At 71.5% G+C, this 16,635-nt stretch carries 16 protein-coding genes; 8 read left to right on the forward strand and 8 right to left on the reverse strand.

The genetic code is table 11. From position 1 onward, the window contains the following. Window positions 1–90: 90 nt before the first annotated feature. Complete coding sequence (locus AC3ENQ_RS10605) at window positions 91–573, forward strand: MarR family winged helix-turn-helix transcriptional regulator (RefSeq protein ID WP_431804387.1); 483 nt, start codon at window positions 91–93, stop codon at window positions 571–573. A gap of 26 nt (window positions 574–599) precedes the next feature. Here the strand turns inward: AC3ENQ_RS10605 and AC3ENQ_RS10610 are convergent, their stop codons facing one another. Beyond that, on the reverse strand, window positions 600–1,091 hold the full coding sequence (locus tag AC3ENQ_RS10610) for a MarR family winged helix-turn-helix transcriptional regulator (RefSeq protein WP_431804389.1): 492 nt from the start codon (window positions 1,089–1,091) through the stop codon (window positions 600–602). A gap of 123 nt (window positions 1,092–1,214) precedes the next feature. Between AC3ENQ_RS10610 and AC3ENQ_RS10615 the strand changes: the two genes are divergently transcribed. From AC3ENQ_RS10615 to AC3ENQ_RS10625, 3 genes are read left to right on the forward strand one after another with little or no spacing between them, the layout of a single operon-like run. Further along, on the forward strand, window positions 1,215–2,807 hold the full coding sequence (locus AC3ENQ_RS10615) for a carboxyl transferase domain-containing protein (RefSeq protein ID WP_431804511.1): 1,593 nt from the start codon (window positions 1,215–1,217) through the stop codon (window positions 2,805–2,807). Window positions 2,808–2,812: 5 nt separating this feature from the next. Next, window positions 2,813–4,843, forward strand: a complete 2,031-nt coding sequence (locus AC3ENQ_RS10620) for an acetyl/propionyl/methylcrotonyl-CoA carboxylase subunit alpha (RefSeq protein ID WP_431804391.1) — start codon at window positions 2,813–2,815, stop codon at window positions 4,841–4,843. Continuing rightward, window positions 4,840–5,334, forward strand: a complete 495-nt coding sequence (locus tag AC3ENQ_RS10625) for a MaoC family dehydratase (protein WP_431804393.1) — start codon at window positions 4,840–4,842, stop codon at window positions 5,332–5,334. Before AC3ENQ_RS10620 ends, AC3ENQ_RS10625 begins: the two co-directional genes overlap by 4 nt. A 179-nt stretch (window positions 5,335–5,513) precedes the next feature. On the opposite strand, the gene AC3ENQ_RS10630 is transcribed toward AC3ENQ_RS10625, so the two are convergent. Both AC3ENQ_RS10630 and AC3ENQ_RS10635 read right to left on the reverse strand, forming a co-directional pair. After that, window positions 5,514–6,119 carry a TetR/AcrR family transcriptional regulator gene (locus AC3ENQ_RS10630; RefSeq protein ID WP_431804394.1) on the reverse strand — a complete coding sequence of 202 codons (606 nt, stop codon included), beginning with the start codon at window positions 6,117–6,119 and terminating at the stop codon, window positions 5,514–5,516. Between the two features lie 4 nt (window positions 6,120–6,123). Further along, entirely contained in the window at window positions 6,124–6,744 is a 621-nt protein-coding gene (locus AC3ENQ_RS10635) for a MarR family winged helix-turn-helix transcriptional regulator (RefSeq protein WP_431804396.1), read from the reverse strand. A gap of 114 nt (window positions 6,745–6,858) precedes the next feature. Here AC3ENQ_RS10635 and AC3ENQ_RS10640 point away from each other — a divergent pair, with 114 nt between their 5' ends. From AC3ENQ_RS10640 to AC3ENQ_RS10650, 3 genes are all read left to right on the forward strand, one after another. After that, window positions 6,859–7,437, forward strand: a complete 579-nt coding sequence (locus AC3ENQ_RS10640) for an NADPH-dependent F420 reductase (RefSeq protein WP_431804397.1) — start codon at window positions 6,859–6,861, stop codon at window positions 7,435–7,437. 196 nt (window positions 7,438–7,633) lie between these two features. Further along, window positions 7,634–8,560 carry a VOC family protein gene (locus AC3ENQ_RS10645; RefSeq protein ID WP_431804398.1) on the forward strand — a complete coding sequence of 309 codons (927 nt, stop codon included), beginning with the start codon at window positions 7,634–7,636 and terminating at the stop codon, window positions 8,558–8,560. Further along, window positions 8,557–9,210 carry an alpha/beta hydrolase gene (locus AC3ENQ_RS10650; RefSeq protein ID WP_431804400.1) on the forward strand — a complete coding sequence of 218 codons (654 nt, stop codon included), beginning with the start codon at window positions 8,557–8,559 and terminating at the stop codon, window positions 9,208–9,210. The genes AC3ENQ_RS10645 and AC3ENQ_RS10650 overlap by 4 nt, the downstream gene beginning before the upstream one ends. Before the next feature lie 34 nt (window positions 9,211–9,244). On the opposite strand, the gene AC3ENQ_RS10655 is transcribed toward AC3ENQ_RS10650, so the two are convergent. The 3 genes from AC3ENQ_RS10655 to AC3ENQ_RS10665 are packed head-to-tail and all read right to left on the reverse strand — an operon-like array spanning window position 9,245 to window position 12,701. Then, window positions 9,245–10,090: a transglutaminase family protein gene (locus AC3ENQ_RS10655; protein ID WP_431804402.1), complete on the reverse strand. Its 846-nt coding sequence runs from the start codon at window positions 10,088–10,090 to the stop codon at window positions 9,245–9,247. Further along, window positions 10,087–11,019, reverse strand: a complete 933-nt coding sequence (locus AC3ENQ_RS10660) for an alpha-E domain-containing protein (RefSeq protein ID WP_431804404.1) — start codon at window positions 11,017–11,019, stop codon at window positions 10,087–10,089. Before AC3ENQ_RS10660 ends, AC3ENQ_RS10655 begins: the two co-directional genes overlap by 4 nt. Then, on the reverse strand, window positions 11,013–12,701 hold the full coding sequence (locus AC3ENQ_RS10665; protein ID WP_431804405.1) for a circularly permuted type 2 ATP-grasp protein: 1,689 nt from the start codon (window positions 12,699–12,701) through the stop codon (window positions 11,013–11,015). Before AC3ENQ_RS10665 ends, AC3ENQ_RS10660 begins: the two co-directional genes overlap by 7 nt. A 149-nt stretch (window positions 12,702–12,850) precedes the next feature. On the opposite strand from AC3ENQ_RS10665, the gene AC3ENQ_RS10670 reads away from it, so the two are divergent. After that, window positions 12,851–14,434: a molybdopterin-dependent oxidoreductase gene (locus tag AC3ENQ_RS10670; RefSeq protein ID WP_431804407.1), complete on the forward strand. Its 1,584-nt coding sequence runs from the start codon at window positions 12,851–12,853 to the stop codon at window positions 14,432–14,434. Window positions 14,435–14,471: 37 nt separating this feature from the next. Here AC3ENQ_RS10670 and rocD read toward each other — a convergent pair whose 3' ends face one another. Both rocD and ddaH read right to left on the reverse strand, forming a co-directional pair. Then, window positions 14,472–15,698, reverse strand: coding sequence for an ornithine--oxo-acid transaminase (gene rocD / locus AC3ENQ_RS10675; RefSeq protein WP_431804409.1), 1,227 nt, complete (start codon window positions 15,696–15,698; stop codon window positions 14,472–14,474). Beyond that, window positions 15,695–16,591: a dimethylargininase gene (gene ddaH, locus AC3ENQ_RS10680; protein WP_431804410.1), complete on the reverse strand. Its 897-nt coding sequence runs from the start codon at window positions 16,589–16,591 to the stop codon at window positions 15,695–15,697. Before ddaH ends, rocD begins: the two co-directional genes overlap by 4 nt. Window positions 16,592–16,635: the final 44 nt, after the last annotated feature.

Here is a 16,635-nt window from a genome sequence, read left to right on the forward strand (position 1 = left end):
CGAAGGAAAGTAGTTAGTCAAGCGAGATATTTTTCGAGCTACGCACCAAGGGAGATATATTGGGTTGACCGGAAGACCATGGGTGAGGACATGACGACATCGAGCGACCCTGCGAGCGTTCTGCACGCCCTGGCGCGTTTCCGGGCCTCCGATGCTCAGATGCACCAGCGCGTACGGACAATCGCGTCTCTGGGCGACAACGAATTGCGCGCACTGCAGTTCCTCCTCCTGCGACGACGCGAAGGCTTCGATGTGAAGCCCAGCGAGATCTCCCGTCATCTCGACATCAGCTCGGCCTCCACGACCGCGCTGCTCGACCGCCTCGAGCGCCAGGGCAGCGTCCAGCGCGTCAGCCATCCGACGGATCGACGCAGCATCCTCATCGCACCGACCGACCGCGCGTTCGACGAGGTCGCCGATCTCGTGGATGCCTATGAGTCGCGCATCGAATCCGCGGTCGACGCCCTCGGCGACGACGGCCGCCGCGCGGTCGTGGCCTTTCTCGACGCCATCACCGCGGCATCCGACGACGTCGCCGCTGCCCCGCTCGCCCGCCGCGACCTCGCGTCCTGACGGGCCTCGCCGCGGCCTGCCCGACGCTACCCGTCGATGAGGTCGACCGCCTCGCGCATCGCGTCGAGGAATCCGATCACCGTCGCGCGCTGGTCGGGGGTCAAGTCGCGGACGACGGACATCATGCGGTCGTGCATCGCGGCGAGCGTGTGACGCACCTCGTCGTCCGACTTCTCGCTCGAAGTGATCACGACGCTGCGACGGTCGCGGGGGTTCGGCGTGCGGACGATGTGGCCGGACTTCTCGAGCCGGTCGAGCAGCGCCGTCGTCGAGGCCGACGTGATGCCGAGGTAGCGACTGAGCGTCACGGGCGTGACCAGCTCGTCGCGGAGGCGCGCGCGTGCCAGGAAGCGGAGGACGAGCAGCTCGTTCTCCCCCATGTCCATCGTCTGCTGGGTGCGGCGACGCATCGCGACCTCGGCGGCGCGGTAGGAGCGCATCGCCTCCATCACCGAGGTCGAGCGCGCGTCGTCGTCGACGTACCAGTAGGACGCGGGTTGTTCGGGGCTCGTGCTCATCCCCTCCATTCTCACCCGAGATCGGCGCGGGAGCCGGCATCCCTTCGAGGGTGGACGGGAGAGCCGCCGCGCGCTACCCTGAGTTCAGTTATCAGTCGATAACCGAAAGAGGATGCCATGTCGATGACGACGAATCCCTCCGCGAATGCGTCCGCCAGTCCGGCGCCGAGCTACCGCGACCTCGTGGACGAGCTCCGCGCACGCCGCGCGCGGGCCGCGGCGGGCGGGCCCGAGGCATCCCGCCTGCGCCACGTCTCTCGCGGGAAGCTCCTCGCGCGCGATCGCATCGACACGCTCCTCGACCGCGGCAGCCCGTTCCTCGAGCTCGCACCGCTCGCCGCCGACGGGCTCTACGACGGCGACGCGCCGTCCGCAGGCGTCGTCGCGGGCATCGGCCTCGTGCACGGACGGCACGTGATGGTCGTCGCGAACGACGCGACCGTCAAGGGTGGCACCTACTATCCGATGACGGTCAAGAAGCACCTGCGCGCGCAGGAGGTCGCCGCCGAGAACCGTCTGCCCTGCATCTATCTCGTCGACTCGGGCGGGGCGTTCCTGCCCCTGCAGGACGAGGTGTTCCCCGACCGCGACCACTTCGGGCGCATCTTCTACAACCAGGCGCGGATGTCGCGCGACGGCATCGCGCAGATCGCGTCGGTCATGGGGTCATCGACCGCGGGCGGCGCGTACGTCCCCGCCATGAGCGACGAGACGGTCATCGTACGCGACCAGGGCACGATCTTCCTGGGCGGTCCGCCCCTCGTGAAGGCGGCGACCGGCGAGGTCGTCACGGCCGAGGAGCTCGGCGGCGGTGTCACCCATTCGCGCATCTCCGGTGTCACCGACCATCTCGCCGAGAACGACGCGCACGCCCTGCAGATCGTCCGCGACATCGTCGCGACCCTCCCGCAGCCCGCACCCCTCCCCTACGACCTCGGCCCGGCCGACGCACCTCGACATGACCCCGAGACGCTCTACGACGTCGTCCCCGTCGACCTCACGACGCCCTACGACGCGCGCGAGGTCATCACCCGGCTCGTCGACGGCAGCCGGTTCGACGAGTTCAAGCGGGAGTATGGCGACACGCTCGTCACCGGCTTCGCGCAGATCCACGGCCATCCCGTCGGCATCCTCGCGAACAACGGCGTCCTGTTCGCCGAGTCGGCACTGAAAGGCGCGCACTTCATCGAGCTGTGCGATCAGCGCGGCATCCCGCTGCTGTTCCTCCAGAACATCACCGGCTTCATGGTGGGCCGCGAGTACGAGCACGGCGGCATCGCGAAGCACGGCGCGAAGATGGTGAACGCGGTCGCCTGCGCGCGAGTGCCGAAGCTCACGGTCGTCGTCGGCGGCTCGTTCGGCGCCGGCACCTACTCGATGTGCGGGCGGGCATATTCCCCGCGATTCCTCTGGCTCTGGCCCGGCGCGCGCGTCTCGGTGATGGGCGGGCCGCAGGCGGCATCCGTCCTCTCCACCGTCCGCGCGGAGCAGTTGGATGCCGCGGGCACCCCGTGGAGCGACGACGACAAGGCGGCGTTCGAGGCCCCCATCCGCGCCCGCTACGACGAGCAGGGCAGCCCCTACTACTCGACCGCGCGCCTGTGGGACGACGGGGTGATCGAGCCGGCGCAGACCCGCGACGTGCTCGGGCTCGCCCTCGACGTCGTCTCCCGCGCCCCGATGCCCGACGCCCGTTACGGCGTCTTCCGGATGTGAGCGTCATGGCGACCTTCGACACCGTCCTCATCGCCAATCGCGGCGAGATCGCCGTCCGGATCATCCGGACCCTGCGCGCGCTCGGCATCCGCTCCGTCGCCGTCTACAGCGACGCGGACGCGGGCGCGCGGCATGTGCGCCTCGCCGACGCGGCCGTACGGCTCGGGCCCGCCGCCGCGGGCGAGAGCTACCTCTCGATCGACCGCGTCCTCGATGCCGCCCGCCAGACGGGCGCGCAGGCGATCCACCCGGGGTTCGGGTTCCTCGCCGAGAATGCCGCGTTCGCTCGGGCGTGCGCCGACGCGGGGATCGTGTTCATCGGACCGTCTCCCGAGGCGATCGAGGTCATGGGCGACAAGATCTCGGCCAAGCAGACCGTCGAACAGCGATCCGTGCCGACCGTTCCCGGACTCGCGCGCCCGGGACTCAGCGACGACGAGCTCATCGCGGGTGCAGAGGGCGTCGGCTACCCCGTGCTGATCAAACCTTCCGCGGGCGGTGGCGGGAAGGGCATGCACGTCGTCGAGGAAGCCTCGGGCCTTGCCGCGGCGGTCGCGGCAGCGCGGCGCGAGGCTGCGGCATCCTTCGGCGACGACACACTGTTCCTCGAGCGCTATGTCACCTCGCCCCGGCACATCGAGGTGCAGATCCTCGCCGATGCGCACGGCAACGTCGTCCATCTCGGCGAGCGCGAGTGCTCGCTGCAGCGCCGGCACCAGAAGGTCGTGGAAGAGGCACCGTCTCCCCTGCTGGATGCTGAAACCCGCGCGCGGATCGGCGAGGCGGCGTGCGAGACGGCACGCAGCGTCGGGTACGTCGGCGCCGGGACGGTGGAGTTCATCGTGCCGGGCGATGAGCCCGACCAGTTCTTCTTCATGGAGATGAACACGCGCCTGCAGGTGGAGCACCCGGTGACCGAGATGGTCACGGGTCTCGACCTCGTCGAGCAGCAGTTGCGGATCGCGGCAGGCGAGCACCTCGCGTTCACGCAGGACGACGTGACGCTCGACGGCCACGCGATCGAAGTGCGCGTCTACGCGGAGGACCCGCGCACGGGATTCCTTCCGACCGGCGGGCGCGTGCTGCGCGTCGTACACCCGCCGGGCGAGGGCATCCGCGTCGACACCGCGCTCGAGGACGGCCTGGACGTCTCGACCGACTACGATCCCATGCTCGCGAAGATCATCGCGTGGGGCCCCGACCGCGACGCGGCGCGGCGCCGGCTCGTGCGGGCGATCGAGGACACCGCGATCTTCGGGTTCGAGACGAACCTCGCGTTCCTGCGCCTGCTCCTTCAGCGGCCGGACGTCGCCGCAGGCGATCTCGACACGGGCCTCATCGCGCGCGTCTTCGACGATCTGCCGTTCCCCGAGGTCTCCGACCGGACCTTCGCCGAAGCCGCGCTCGTGCGGCAGGCGCTGGATGCCTCGGCACACGCCGACGAGGCGCGGGCGGGCGCGAGTCGCGCGCCCGCGACGGGTCCGTGGGTGCGCGCCGACGGCTGGCGCCTCGGTGACAGGGCACCGAGCGTGTACGACCTCGTCAGCGGCACGCAGACCGCGCGCGTGCGGGTGTGGGCCGATCCGCTGCGCGTCGCCGTGGGCGACGGCGACGCGGTGCCGGCATCCGTCCGCGCCGACCCGGGTACGGCTTCGGTCGGGGTGGGCACGGCTTCGGTCGGGGTGGGCGGCCTCGTCCGGACGTTCCCGGTCGCGGCGGAGCCCGGCGGCATCCTGTGGCTGAGCGCCGACGGCGACGCCGTGCGCGTCAGCGAGGCCGTCGCCGAGCACGGCGCGGATGCCGCGGCGGATGCCTCGCCCACCGTCGTCTCGCCCCTCCCCGGCACCGTCGTGATGGTGGCCGTCGCCGACGGCGCGGCCGTCGAGGTGGGCGACCCCGTGGTCGCGGTCGAGGCGATGAAGATGGAGCACGTGCTGCGTGCCGCGGTCGCCGGTATCGTGCGACTCGGGGTCGCGGTCGGCGACCAGGTGAGCCGCGGCGGTGTCGTCGCGACGATCGAGGGGGAGGACGCATGAGCGAGCAGACGCAGGCCTCCACGCCGAGGATCGTCCAGCGCGGGCTCTACTTCGAGGAGTTCGTCGAGGGCGCCGTCTACGCGCACGCTCCCGGGCGGACGGTGACCGAGGCCGACAACGTCCTCTTCACGACGCTCACGATGAACACCCAGTCGCTTCACCTCGATGCCGCGTGGTCGGCGCAGACGGAGTTCGGCGAGCGCCTCGTGAACTCGATGTTCACCCTGTCGACGATGGTCGGGCTCTCGGTGGCGCAGCTGACCCAGGGGACGATCGTGGCGAACCTGGGCTTCGACGCGGTGCGCTTCCCCGCTCCCGTGCGCGTCGGAGATACGCTCTACGCCGAGACCCTCATCGCCGGGAAGCGCCTGTCGTCGTCGCGACCGGGCCAGGGCATCGTCGAGTTCGCCCACACGATGCGCAACCAGGACGGCGTCGTCGTGGCCGAGGCATCCCGCAAGACCCTCATGCTCTGCCTGCCGGGCGCCTGACCCGGGGCGGGAGCCGGGCACTTGTCGCCTGTCCCGGGGCGGGTTCTCGGCACTCGTCGCCTGCCCCGGGGCGGGCTCTCGGCACTCGTCGCCTGCCCGCGAGACCGCCTCCACGCGACGAAACCCTTGGTTACGAACCCGGGTCTCGTCGCGTACCGCGGGTCTCGCGGGGGTCGAGCTCAGCCCCCGAGCGCGCGCTGCGCCATGCCGGCGAGGATGCCGGCGGCATCCGCACCGCTCGCCGCCGCGCTGTGGGGCGTCGAGTTGAGGAGCCCGAAGACACCGAGCAGGCGTGTCTGACGTTCCGCGTCGGAGAGGCCCGGCTGCGCCGCGGCGAGCACCTCGTCCCACGCGTCGACGTAGGACCGCTGCAGGCTCCGCACGCGGTGGCTGGCCTCGGCGCCGAGCCCGGCAAGCTCGCGATCCTGGATGCGGATGATGTCGGGGGCGGCCGTCGCGAAGCCGATGTGGAAGACGATGAGGTCGGCGAGGACGGATGCCGCGGCATCCGCGTCGAGCCCCCGCCCGCCACCGAACCCCCGCGCGGCGAGGATCTCGCGGCATCCCGCCAGCAGGCGTTCGCTCGCGTCGACGAGGAGCTCGGTGAGGATCGCGTCCTTGCTCGAGAAGTGCTTGTAGAGGGCGGGGCCGCTCATGCCGACGGCCTCACCGATCTCGGCGGTCGTGACGGCGGCGAACCCCCGCGCGGCGAAGAGGGCCGCCGCCTCGTCGAGGAGGCGCGCGCGGCGGTTCGCCTTCTGGGTGCTCCGCCACGTCGCCGTCACGATGTCAGCGTACCGAGAGCTCCGCGGGCGCCGGGTCGGCGGCGCACGTCCCGTCCGCGACCGGCGCCGGATCGGCGGCGCAGGCGGGAGGCGTCTCCGCGGACGGATCGGCGGCGCAGGCGGGAGCTTTCCCCTCCGACGTGATCGCGAGCCGGCGGTCGGGGTCGAGTCGGTCGAGCACGGCGTAGGTGAGGCGGGCGAGGTCGTCGACGCCGTCGTCGTCGAGCCCGTCGAGGATCATGTGGCGCACGGCATCCGCATACAGGGGAGCTGCCCCGGCGCGCGCGGCCCGGCCCGCGTCGGTCAGGACGGCGTTCGTCGCACGGCCGTCCTGCTCGCACGGCGCGCGCAGGACATAGCCCTTGCGCTCGAGCCCCGTGACGACGCGCGACAGGCGCGGGAGCGTCGCGTTCGACCGCGATGCGAGCGCCGAGAGGCGCAGGCGCCCGGCATCCGCCTCGGCGAGCGCCTCGAGCAGCGTGTACTCGAAGGAGGTGAGCCCGACGGGTGCGAGCTGCTTGTCGAGCGCCGTCGGCAGAAGCTCCAGGAGGGCATGCAGGCGCGCCACGGCGACCCGTTCGGGGTGGGTCAGAGCCGGGGCCGGCTCCGGATTCAGCGACGTCATAGGAACATTCTACGCCCGAAAGTTGCATCTACAACCAAAGTGTATACAGTGATTGTTGTACCTACAAGCAAACGACTCCGACAGCCCGAGCCGCACAGAAAGGCAGAGCGCATCATGGCTCACATCACGATCATCGGCACCGGCAACATGGCGAACGCGATCGGCGGCGTCCTGGCAGCCGGCGGCAGCACCGTCGACTACATCTCGCAGGACGAGACCGGTACCGCTCCCCTGAACGGCGACATCGTCGTGCTCGCCGTCCCCTACCCCGCACTCGACGCGATCGTCGCCGCCTACGGTTCGCAGTTCGACGGCAAGACGGTCGTCGACATCACCAACCCGCTGAACTTCGAGACCTTCGATGCGCTCGTCGTGCCGGTGGGCTCGTCCGCCGCCGCAGAGCTCCAGGCGAAGCTACCCGCCGCGAAGGTCCTCAAGGCCTTCAACACGACGTTCGCCGCGACCCTCGCCTCGAAGCAGGTCGGCGGCCTCCAGACCACCGTCCTGATCGCGGGCGACGACGCGGCCGCGAAGACCCAGCTCGCCGAGGCGATCACCGCGGGCGGCGTCGGCGCGATCGACGCCGGCGCGCTCACCCGTGCGCACGAGCTCGAGTCCCTCGGCTTCCTGCAGCTCACCCTCGCCGCAAGCGAGAAGATCGGCTGGACCGGCGGCTTCGCCGTCGCCCGCTGACCGCTCGACACGCAGAGGCGTTCACAACTCAGGAAGATCGGCGGCTGGGCCGATGACGACCCGCGGAATTCCGTGGCCGCCCGTGCGCCGCCCCCGCATTCTTCCTGAGTTGTGAACGCGCACCCCGCCCCACACCCGCCCCACCCGAGACCCGAGCCGCCCAGCCGAGCCGCCCACCCGAACCCCGGAGCCACCCATGACCACGCCGCCCACCGCCATGACCGACGACCGCCTCCTCAGCGCCGACACGGCGATGGATGCCGTGACCCTGCGGGTCCGCGACCTCGACCTGATGTCGCGCTACTACGGCGAGGCGTTCGCGCTCGCGCCGATCGAGGAGCGCGCCCGCGGCCGCGAGGTGCACCGCGTGCTCGGGCGGGGCGGCGTGCCCATGATGCGGCTCGTCCACACGCCCGACCTCCCCTCCGTCGACCCGCGCGAGGCCGGGCTCTACCACACGGCCTTCCTCTTCGACGATCAGGCGAGCCTCGCCGCGACCGTTTATCGCGCCGCGCAGGACGGGCGCACCCGCTTCACCGGCTCGAGCGACCACAAGGTGAGCGAGGCGTTCTACTTCACCGACCCGGAGGAGAACGGGATCGAGTTGTACACCGACCGCGCCCGGTCGACGTGGAACCACATCGGCGCCGAGATCGACATGGGCACGATCTATCTCGACCCGAACCAGTACCTCCGCGATCACCTCACGCAAGAAGCGCTGGATGCCGGGCCCGCCCTCGCCGGCCGCGTCGGCCACGTCCACCTGCAGGTCGGCGACCTCGGCGTCGCGCGCGACTTCTACGTCGACACGCTCGGGTTCGAGGCGACCGTCACGAGCTACCCCGGCGCGCTCTTCGCGTCGGCCGGCGGCTACCACCACCACGTCGGCATGAACACCTGGCACTCCCAGGGCGCCGGTCCGCGCGCGACCCGCCTCGGCCTCGGCGACCTCGCCCTGACCGTCCCCGCCCGCGCCGACCTCGACGCCCTGACCGCGCGCCTGCGCGCCCACGGCCTCGCCTTCAGCGACAACGGCACCTCCGTCGTCACCGCCGACCCGTGGGACACGCAGGTCACCGTCGCCGTCGGCGGCACGGACCTCGACGAGCTGATCGAGCGATGAGCCTCTCGTATCGCACGGGTCCAGCTCGCGGCGCGGGTCCGGCTCGCGTCGCGGGTGCGGCCTCGGCCCCGGATGCCGCGGCATCCGCCCCCAGCCTGATCCTGCTGCACGGGTACGGCGCCGACGAGAACGACCTCGCCCGGCTCGCGCCGCTGCTCGCCCCGGACTCCCCGTGGTATTCGGTGCGCGCACCCCAGCGCCTGCCGCACGGCGGGAACGCCTGGTTCCCGATCACGACTCCCGGTCGCCCCGACCCGTCCGCGGTCGACGAGGCGACGGAGACCCTGTGGGACTGGATCGACGGCGCGCTCGACGCGGACACCCCGATCATCCCGGTCGGCTTCTCGCAGGGCGGCCTCATGGCGACGCAGCTTCTGCGCACGCGGCCCGAGCGCATGGCCGCGACCGTCGTCCTCGGCGGCTTCGTGCTCGGCGCACCGCAACCCGCCGACGAGACGCTCGCCGCCAGCCGCCCCGCCGCGTTCTGGGGCCGCGGCGAGGACGACCGCGTCATCGCCGCCGACGCTGTCGCCCGCACCGCCGCATGGATGCCGGAGCACACGACCCTCACGGCGCGGACGTACCCGGGCCTCGGCCACGGCATCTCGCCCGAGGAGATCGCCGACGTGCGGACGTTCCTCGCCGGGTGAGCGCGCGGCACTCAGGGACCGACGGCTGCGAGGATCACGCCTCGCGAGTGATCGTCACCTTCACGTGCAGCTCGCTCTTGAACGGGCCGGCGTACACGCCGCGCAGCGGCGGGACGTCGTTGTAGTCGCGCCCCCGACCGACGAGCACGTGCCGGTCGCCGATCTCGACGTTGTTGGTGGGGTCGAAGCCCTGCCACTCCCCCGTGAACCACTCGACCCACGCGTGCGACTCGCCCGTCACCGGCACGCCGACCTCCGGGTGCGGGCTGGGGTGCAGGTACCCGGACACGTAGCGCGCGGGAATCCCGACCTCGCGCAGCGCCCCGAGGGTGATGTGCGCGATGTCCTGGCACACGCCCTTGCGCTCGACCCACGCCTCGGCGCCGGTCGAGTGGACGCCGGTGATGCCGGGCATGTACTCCACGGCATCCCCGATCGCCGTCGCGATGGCGAGGGCGGCGCGGCCCGGGTCGTCGTGGTGCGCGACGATCGAGCGGGCGATCTCGGCGACCTCCGGGTGCGGCTCGGTGCGGGCGGACTGGCCGAGCATCTCGACCGTCTGGATCGACCGTGCGGCCTCGCGGTGCAGACGCTTCCAGCCGATCTCGGTGAAGTCGATGGGCCGGGGCCGCACCTCGACCAGTGAACGCGCGGTGATGTCGAGCGCGTGGTGCGGCGCGAGCACGTCGAACGCGGCGACGCGGGTGCCGAAGTAGTCCGTGTAGTAGTTGACGCTCGTCGACGGCTCGATGTCGAGCTGCGCGCTCAGGACGAACTGGGCGTCGGTGGAGCTCGGCAGCATGCGCGCCTCGTTGTACGACGCGCCGACGTCACCCTGGTACGAGAACCCGGTCGCGTGCTCGATCCGCAGCCGCATCATGAGGTCTCTCCGATCCAGCTCGGCTCGGCGTGGGTGGGGAAGAACCGCGCGCGGATCGCCTCGGATGCCTGGCGGGTCACCTTCTGCACCTGCTCCATGTGGTCGGGGAGTTCGGCGAGGATCTCGTCGATCGGCCGGTACTCGAGGTCGTTGCGGATGCGCCCGAGCGCGCGCAGCACGCTGTTCGAGTGCCCGACGCGGTCGGCCACGGGGTCGATCGCGCTCATGCACGTCTCGGCGACGGTGATCGAGTGGATGATCGACCGCGGGAAGAGCCGGTCGAGCAGCAGGAACTCGGCCGCGTTGGCGGCGCTCGGCATGCCGCGGTAGGTGCGGAGGTATGCCTCGTAGGCGCCGCACGAGCGCAGGATGGTCGTCCACGACGGGCCGGATGCCTCGGTCAGCGACCTCGTCGCAAGCAGCCGCGCCGTCATGTCGGTGCGCTCGATGGCGCGCCCGAGCGTCAGGAACTGCCACGCCTCGTCGCGGCTCGTCGACGAGTCGGTGATGCCGACGGCGAGCGCCGAGCGCTCACGCACCCACTGGAAGAACTCGTGCGCTTTCTCGTTGTTGATGCGTCGCGGCATCCGGGAGTACGTCGTGTTGAGCGTCTCCCACAGCTCCGTCGAGACGATCTCGCGGGCCCGGCGGGCGTTCTCGCGCGCCGCCTGCACGGCGTAGGCGATGCTCGACGGGTTGGCGCGGTCGACGGCGAGGCTCGTCAACACGTCGCCGCGCGTCACGGCGGCGACGTCGGCGGGCGGAAGCGACCCCATGACGCCCATGAGCGAGCGGCAGGCGGTGTCTTCGTCGATCCACGGGTCTTCGAGGAGCAGCTGCAGGTGGACGTCAAGGATGCGCGCGGTGCCGTCGCTGCGCTCGATGTACCGCCCGATCCAGAACAGGCTCTCGGCGATGCGGCTCAGCACGACGCCACCTCCCCGGCATCCGTCTGCTGCTGCTGTTGCTGCTGCTGTTGTTGCTGCTCCGTGCGGGTGCGCGGGCGGTCCTGCGGGGAGTGGGCTTGCACGTCCTGCGGGTCGTAGATGACGGGGATCGACGCGGTGACGGATGCCTGGTCGGCGACCAGTCCGGCGAGCCCCTCGGGACCGCGGGGGCCGCGCTGCGGCGCGTCGCCGCCGACGATCCAGGTGTCCTTCGACCCGCCGCCCTGCGACGAGTTCACGACGAGCTGCCCCTCGGGGAGCGCGACGCGCGTCAACCCTCCCGGCAGCACCCACACCTCGTCGCCGTTGTTGACGGCGAAGGGGCGCAGGTCCGCGTGGCGCGGGCGCATGCCGTCCTCGACGAGCGTCGGGATGGTCGAGAGCATCACGACCGGCTGCGCGATCCAGCCGCGGGGGTCGGCGATGAGCTTCTTGCGGAGGGTCTCGAGCTCTGCCGGTGAGGCATCCGGGCCCACGACGAGGCCCTTGCCGCCCGATCCGTCGACGGGCTTCACGACGAGCTCGTCGAGCCGGTCGAGCACCTCTTCGAGCGCGGCGGGCTCTTCGAGGCGCCACGTGTCGACGTTCTTCAGGATCGGCTCTTCGGACAGGTAGTACCGGATGAGGTCGGGCACGTAGGTGTAGAGCAGCTTGTCGTCGGCGACACCGTTGCCGACGGCGTTCGCGATCGTGACGTTGCCGAGCCGCGCGGCGAGCATGAGCCCCGGGGCGCCGAGCATCGAGTCGGCGCGGAACTGCAGCGGGTCGAGGAAGTCGTCATCGACGCGGCGGTAGATGACGTCGACGCGCTTGGGTCCGCGCGTCGTCCGCATGAACACCTTGCCGCCCATGCACTGCAGGTCACGGCCCTCGACGAGTTCGATGCCCATGAGGCGGGCGAGCAGCGTGTGCTCGAAGTAGGCCGAGTTGTAGACGCCGGGGGTGAGGACGACGACGTTCGGGTCGTCGACGCCGGGAGGAGCGGCGTTCCGGAGCGCCTGGAGGAGCTTGTTCGGGTAGTCGCCCACCGGCTGCACACGCATCGAGTGGAAGAGCTCCGGCAGGGTCTGCGCCATCACGCGCCGGTTGGAGATGACGTAGCTCACACCCGAGGGCACGCGCACGTTGTCTTCGAGGACCCGCATCTCGCCGTGCTCGTCGCGGATCAGGTCGATGCCGGCGACCTGGATGCGCACGCCGTTGGCGGCGTGGATGCCTGCCGCCTGGCGGTAGAAGTACTGCGAGCTGGCGATGAGCGCCGCGGGCAGCACGCCGTCGCGGACGCAGTACTGGTGGCCGTACGCGTCGTCGAGGAACGCCTCGAGCGCCTTGACGCGCTGCTGCACGCCCTTCTCGACCGTCGACCACTCGCCGTAGTCGATCACGCGCGGCACGGCATCCAGGGGGAACGGACGCTCCTCGCCGGCGAAGTCGAACGTCACGCCCTGCGCGAGATACGAGCTCGCGAGCGACTCGGTGCGTCCGCGCAGCTCCTCCTGCGTCAGCTGCGCGAGCGCCTGATAGAGCTCGCGGTAGGCGGCGCGGGAGGGCGTGGCGATGCCGGCGTCGGCCGGGTGCTCGAACATCTCGTCGAACGCCGGCACTCCCGAGACCGTCTTGCGCGGCGCGAGGGTCGAGCCGTAGCCGTCGAAGAGATCACCCATGCCCCGAGCCTATCCCCGCGCATGTTTCGCGAAGATCACAGGGCCTGAGCCTTGACAGAACAGGGCCTGAGCCTCGACAGCGGCTGTGCATCCGCGCCGGCGTCGCCCGGTCCGCCCCACCGGGGGCGGCGCCGACCTATGATCGGCGGATGGAGACGCCGGATGCCTCCCGCGCGATGCGCGACGAGCCGACGGGATCGCGGGGCGCGGTCCCCGCGGCTCTGGCCGGCGTCGCCTCCGTCGTGTTCGGCGCGGGGGTCGGTGAGCTCGCCGGCGCGCTGTTCGGCGCGAGCCCCGTCGCCGCCGTGGGATCGGCGCTCATCGACATCGCGCCGCCCTGGGGCAAGGACCTCGCGATCGGGCTCTTCGGCACGGGTGACAAGGCCGCACTCATCGTCGGCGTTGCGATCGCGCTGCTGCTCCTGGGTGCGGCCGTGGGACTCCTCGCGCGCCGCTCGCGCGCCGCGGCGCAGACCGTGGTGGTCGTGGCCGGGCTCGCGGGCGTCGCGGCATCCGTCTCGCGGGCCGATGCGTCGGCGCTGTCGGCGGTTCCGGCGGCGCTCGGAGCGGCCGCCACCCTGATGGCCCTCGGCGTCCTGTCCGCCCGAGCCGAACGCGCCCACGACGACGAGGCCGAACTCTTACACGGCGACCTGCCGAGCTCCGGACCGTCGCGGCGCACGTTCCTCGTGTGGGCGGGAGGGGCGACCGTCGTCGGCGCGCTCGCCGCCGTCGGCGGGTGGGCGTTGCAGGCGGGGGCGCGCACGGTCGCGGCCGTGCGCTCGGCGATCACCCTGCCTCCGGCATCCGTTCGCGCGGCGGTGCCCGCGTCTGCCGAGCTGGGCATCTCCGGCCTCGCGCCGGTGATCACCCCGAACGCCGACTTCTACCGCATCGACACGGCGCTCGCCGTGCCGCAGATCGACCCCGCGTCGTGGCGGCTGCGCATCCACGGCCTCGTCGATCGCGAGGTCGAGATCGGCTGGGACGAGCTGCTCGCCCTGCCGCTGGAAGAGAGCGTCACGACGCTGACGTGCGTGTCGAACGAGGTCGGCGGCGACCTGATCGGCACGGCCCTCTGGCTCGGGTACCCGATCCGACACCTGCTGGCGCGGGCCGGCGTGCAGCCCGGCGCCGACATGGTGCTGTCGACGTCGAGCGACGGCTTCACCGCCGGCACGCCGCTGGAGACCCTCACCGATGAGCGGAATGCGATCCTCGCCGTCGGGATGAACGGCGAACCGCTCCCTCCCGAGCACGGCTTCCCCGTGCGGATGGTCGTGCCGGGCCTCTACGGCTACGTCTCCGCGACGAAGTGGGTCGTCGACCTCGAGGTGACGCGCTTCTCCGACGCCGAGGGCTACTGGACGCCGCGCGGCTGGTCGGAGCGCGGGCCCGTGAAGCTCGCGAGCCGCATCGACGTCCCCCGCCGCGGCACCTCGGTCGCTGCGGGCGACACCGTGATCGCGGGGGTCGCGTGGCAGCAGCACGTCGGCGTGCGCGGCGTGCAGGTGCGGGTCGATGACGGTCCGTGGCGGGATGCCTCGCTCGCCACCGCGATCTCGGACGACACCTGGGTGCAGTGGACGCTGCCGTGGGACGCGCCGGCGGGCCGCCACACGATCACCGCGCGCGCGATCGGCGCCGACGGAGAGCCGCAGACCGAGGCCACCGCGCCGCCCGCGCCCGACGGCGCGACCGGCTGGCCGAGCGTCGAGGTGCAGGTCGCCTGACCCCCGGCATCCCGCTCCGCCCTCTGCTCCGGCCGCGTCAGGTGGCGAGCACCAGGCGCAGCTGCTCGACCGCCCAGTCGAGCTCGGTCGCGCGGACCACGAGCGGCGGGGCGATGCGGATCGTCTGGCCGTGCGTGTCCTTGACGAGGACGCCCCGGTGCAGCAGCTTCTCGGCGACCTCGCGGCCCGTGCCGAACGCCGGGTCGATGTCGACGCCGGCCCACAGGCCCGCGATGCGCACCGCCGTGACGCCGTTCCCGACGAGCGGCTCGAGCGCGGCGGCGAGGTGCTCGCCGAGCGCCTGCGCGCGAGTCTGGAACTCGCCCGACGCGAGCATCTCGACGACCTGCAGCCCGACGGCCGCGGCCAGCGGATTTCCCCCGAAGGTCGAGCCGTGCTCGCCCGGCTGGATGACGCCGAGCACATCGGCATCCGCCACCACCGCAGACAGGGGCAGGATGCCTCCGCCGAGCGCCTTGCCGAGCAGGTACATGTCGGGAACGACGCCTTCGCGGTCGCACGCGAACGTCGTGCCGACCCGGGCGAGGCCCGACTGGATCTCGTCGGCGACGAAGAGGACGTTGTTCTCGTCGCAGAGGCGTCGGATCTCGCGCAGATACCCCTCGGGCGGGATCACGACGCCCGCCTCGCCCTGGATGGGCTCGACGAGGACGGCGGCGGTGCTCTCGTCGATCGCGGCGGCGATCGCCGAGGCGTCGCCGTACGGCACCGACACGAAGCCGGGCGTGAACGGCCCGAATCCGTCGCGCGCGGAGGCGTCGTCGCTGAAGCTCACGATCGTGGTCGTGCGGCCGTGGAAGTTGCCGTCAGCGACGATGATCTTCGCCTGGCCGTCGGCGACGCCCTTGACGCGGTACGCCCACGCACGGGCGACCTTGATGCCGGTCTCGACGGCCTCGGCCCCCGTGTTCATGGGGAGGACGAGCTCCTTGCCGCAGAGCTCCGCGAGGGCGCCCGCGAAGGCTCCCAGCCGGTCGTTGTGGAAGGCGCGGCTCGTGAGCGTGACGCGGCCGAGCTGCTCGACGGCGGCCGCCACGAGCGCGGGATGCCGGTGCCCGAAGTTCAGCGCCGAGTAGGCCGACAGCAGGTCGAGGTAGCGCTTGCCCTCGACATCGGTGACCCACGCGCCCTCGCCGCGCGCGACGACGACGGGGAGCGGGTGGTAGTTGTGCGCGACGTGCGCCTCTTCGGCGGCGATGAACTCGCCGGTCAGCGCGTCGGTCGTCGTCATGGGGGTGGTCATCGCTTTCCTCGCAGTTCGAGCGTGCAGCACTTGATGCCCCCACCGCCGAGCAGCAGCTCGGACAGGTCGATGAGCACCGGGTTGTAGCCGCGGGCGCGCAGCTGCTGCTCGAAGCCCGTCGCGCGCGGCGAGATGAAGACGTTGTACCCGTCGGATGCCGAGTTCAGCCCGAACACGGCACCGTCGGCATCCGACACCTCGATCGCGTCGGGGTAGCGCTCGCGGAGCACGGCGAGCGACGGCGCGTCGAACGCGGCCGGGAGGTAGGCGATGTTCGCCCTCTCGACGCCGCCGGGACCCTCGACGGGGTCGAGGACGGAGATCGCGGTGTCGAGGTGGTAGAAGCGCGGGTCGATGAGGCGGAGCGAGATCACCTCGCGGCCGAAGACCTCGGCGACCTCGCGGTGGCTGTCACCGACCGAGCGGAAGCCGGTGCCGGCGAGGATCGTGTCGCCGACCAGCAGGAAGTCGCCCTCGCCCTCCTGCACCTCGACGGGCTCGACGACCTCGAACCCGTGCGCGCCGAACCAGTCCATGAAGGGGCGCTCCTCGCCGCGGCGCTCGTCCACCCGGAAGCGCACGCCCAGGGCGCGCCCGTCGATGATGAACCCGCCGTTGGCGGTGTAGACCATGTCGGGCAGGCCCTCGACGGGGTCGATGAGTTCGACCTCGTGCCCGAGCGCCACATACGTGTCGTACAGGGTCTGCCACTGCGCGACGGCCTTGGCGGTGTCGGTCGGCTTCGCCGGCTCCATCCACGGATTGATGCGGTAGCTCACCGTGAAGTGCTCCGGTCGGCACATGAGGTACCGACGGTGTTGCGCGATGCGGGCGGGGGAAGACGCTGCGGCGGATGACGCCGCGGGTGTGCCGGTACCCAGGGAAGTGGACATTTCGCTCCTCGTAGCTGCGAGTGTCAGAGAGCGGCGGACGCTGT

Source organism: Microbacterium sp. bgisy203 (assembly GCF_057706945.1).